At 37.7% G+C, this 3,120-nt stretch carries 1 protein-coding gene; it reads left to right on the forward strand.

Features of this window, described 5'->3' with window-relative positions:
* Window positions 1-247 precede the first annotated feature (247 nt).
* Window positions 248-2,554, forward strand: coding sequence for a TonB-dependent receptor family protein (locus B045_RS0111575; RefSeq protein ID WP_018464424.1), 2,307 nt, complete (start codon window positions 248-250; stop codon window positions 2,552-2,554).
* Window positions 2,555-3,120 lie beyond the last annotated feature (566 nt).

A 3,120-nucleotide genomic window follows, 5' to 3' on the forward strand; every position in this document is an offset into this window, starting at 1 on the left:
AAAATGGGTATCATTTAACCACCATTTTGATTTTCTTGTATAAAAATTTGGATAGCAATAAAAACGTTTATAACTTTGCTCTGCCGAAAGACAAAGACGAAACTAAATAAATAGAGATTAAAACATGAAAAAAGCCACTTTGATTTTTCCTATGATGATGCTTCGTTCAACATGTATTAGTACATTTGCTAATAAAATAACATTGAAGGCAAGTCTTGACAATTGTTTCTTAGATAAAGCATAGAATATGAATAGATTTTTTTGTTTTTTCATATTTATATTACAGACTGTATTTTCTTTCTCGCAGGTTATCTCTGGAAGGGTAGAGGATGAGCATCATCAAGCTGTCTCCCTGGCGAATGTCTTTTTACTTTCAGGAAAGGATTCTTCTTTTGTCAAGGGAACGGTATCTGCCGAGGATGGATCCTTCTCTCTTCAGACCTCTCTGGAAAATTGTTTGCTGAAAGTATCGGTTATCGGCTATAAGACTGTCATAGAAGAAGCTAGGCAAGGAGATGCTGGTGTGATCGTGTTGAAGGAAAATACTTTGATGCTTGGCAGTGTGATCGTGAAAGGAAATCTGCCCAAACACCAACTGACGAAGGAGGGAATGAAGACATTGGTGACAGGAAGCGTATTGGCGAAAATCGGTACGGCTAATGAGGTACTGGAGAAGATTCCTATGGTGACGGTAAACAGCAATGGGGAAATACAGGTTTTCGGCAAAGGTGCTCCCGTTATCTATATCAACAACCGTAAGGTTATGGATAATAGTGAACTGGAGCATTTGAGCTCCGAGAATATCCAGAGTGTGGAGGTTATCAACCATCCCGGTGCAGGATATGATGCCACAGTGGGTGCTGTGATCAGAATAGAGACAAAGAAAAGGGATCAGGGGCTTGGTTTCAGCTTTGCTTCCCAGAATAAGTATGACTATTATTTCTCTGAAAATCAACGAGCAGAGATCAACTATCAAAAGAAGGGACTGAATATCTTTGGCATGCTGTCAGCGGGTACAGGAAAGAGGAGAAGTACGATCTGTGGTAATCAAACCAATTTTGCGGATACCGTATGGAATCTGAAAAGCACAAGTAAGTCCTACCATCGACTATCCAATCTGCAGGGGAAAGTAGGATTCGGGTATGATGTCAGCCCTCATCATTCTTTTGGGGCTTATTATCAATATAGTGCGGATAAAGATAAGGAATATGACCATTTCGTAAGCGATGTCTTCTCCAACGGTACCTTCTATGACTCCTGGAACAGTTCTGGAACGACTCAGGAAAAGAAGCGCCCGGGACATGAAGCAAATATATATTATAACGGGACTTTTGGGAAATTCTCGATGAACTGTAATATGGATTATGTATACAGCAAAGACAACAAAGACCAGATGCAGAGAGAGCTAAGTCAGAATTACACTGACCGTACCGTCATCACTCACAATACCAGCCAGAGTCGGTTAGGGGCAGTCAAAGCAGAGTTGTCATACCGCCTTTCTCCTTCTGGAACAGTTTCACTGGGGGAAGAATACACGAATACGAATCGTAAGAATCAGTTTAATAATATTGAGGGTGTCTTTTCAGACAGCAACAATAAGATGCAGGAGAAGAACTCCGCTTTATTTCTTCAATATTCTCAGAAATGGAACAGGATACAGCTGAATGGAGGAATGAGATACGAGCATGTCAGCACTGTATATACATTGAATGGGACGCGTCAGGATGACCAGAGCCGGAAATATGATAATCTGTTTCCTGACTTATCCGTTATTTTCCCGATAGGAAAAGCCGAATTTTCCGTAGGATACAGCAAAAAAGTGCAGCGCCCTGGATATAGCCAACTCGACGGGAATGTCTATTATCTCAACAGATTCCATTATCTCAGTGGAAACCCGATGCTCCGACCTACCTATATTGATGCCATAACAGCAAATGTCAGCTATTCCTGGTTGTTTTTTACAGCAAGTTTTTCTCATGACAAGGATGTCATCGTCTATTCCTCCAACTATGACCAGCAGGATCCGAAAATAACCTTTGTCACCTTTGAAAATGCTAGTCACCTGAATAGGTTGAGCTGTTATGCCAGCCTATCCCCTACAGTCGGATGGTGGCATCCAGCATGGAACGTCGGAATGAACCAGCAATGGTTCAAATACAGCTATTGCCAGCAGACCAAGTCTTTCAATAAACCGATTTTGTTTTTCCAATGGTATAATGCTTTCAATCTTCCTTATCATTACCAGTTGCGTATCGATGGAAGCTATCAGGGGAGTGGAAATAACCAGAATATGAAACTGGATGATCTCTGGAATATTGATGCCAGTGCAGGCAAGTCCTTCTTCAATGATCGTCTAAGCCTTCGTCTTGCTGTACATGATATATTTAATATGTACAAGTTTAAACCCCAAATGTACAATCACAATTTACTGATACTCCAGCAGAATGTTACCGATACCCGTTATGTCACTTTTACTTTGCATTATAATTTGAATATCTCTGGTAAAAAATACAAGGGAATGGGTGCTGGAAACGAAGAGAAGAACAGACTGTAAAGCGCAAGAATAATCGAAGAGTTGAATTTACCTGAAATTGATGATTTCGAAGTAATATAATCATTCAAAATAATGAATGTATAAATGTTTAATCATTTTATATTACAAGTTATGATATGTGCAATCATGGAGAAATGAAAATTATAAAAATGTTTGAAAAAACATACATAATATACATTTTAGAGTTAAATTATTTATAATCAGTACGTTTGCTAATGTATGATATAGCCATATCATACATGTTTCATACATGAATCATACATGGTTTTTTTACCGTTTTCTACGACAAAACAGAAAAAATAATTAATTCACAAGATAAAAACATCAACAACCCAAAAATATAATTAAGAAATTATATTTACAAGTATGGCGTATGTTGGTATAAACTACGAGGTTACTGTAACAGTATAACCTACCAATTAGAATATGTAAAGACTATCAGTAATGGTTTTAAAATAATGTATCGTGTTTCGGTTCTTCTTTAATTTAGTTGAATTTAAACCTAAGAATAAGTCCTATATATTCTACCTGTAATTTATATGTAATTAACTATAAATCAATTATTT

It is taken from the genome of Segatella paludivivens DSM 17968 = JCM 13650 (assembly GCF_000373185.1).
Lineage (GTDB): Bacteria > Bacteroidota > Bacteroidia > Bacteroidales > Bacteroidaceae > Prevotella > Prevotella paludivivens.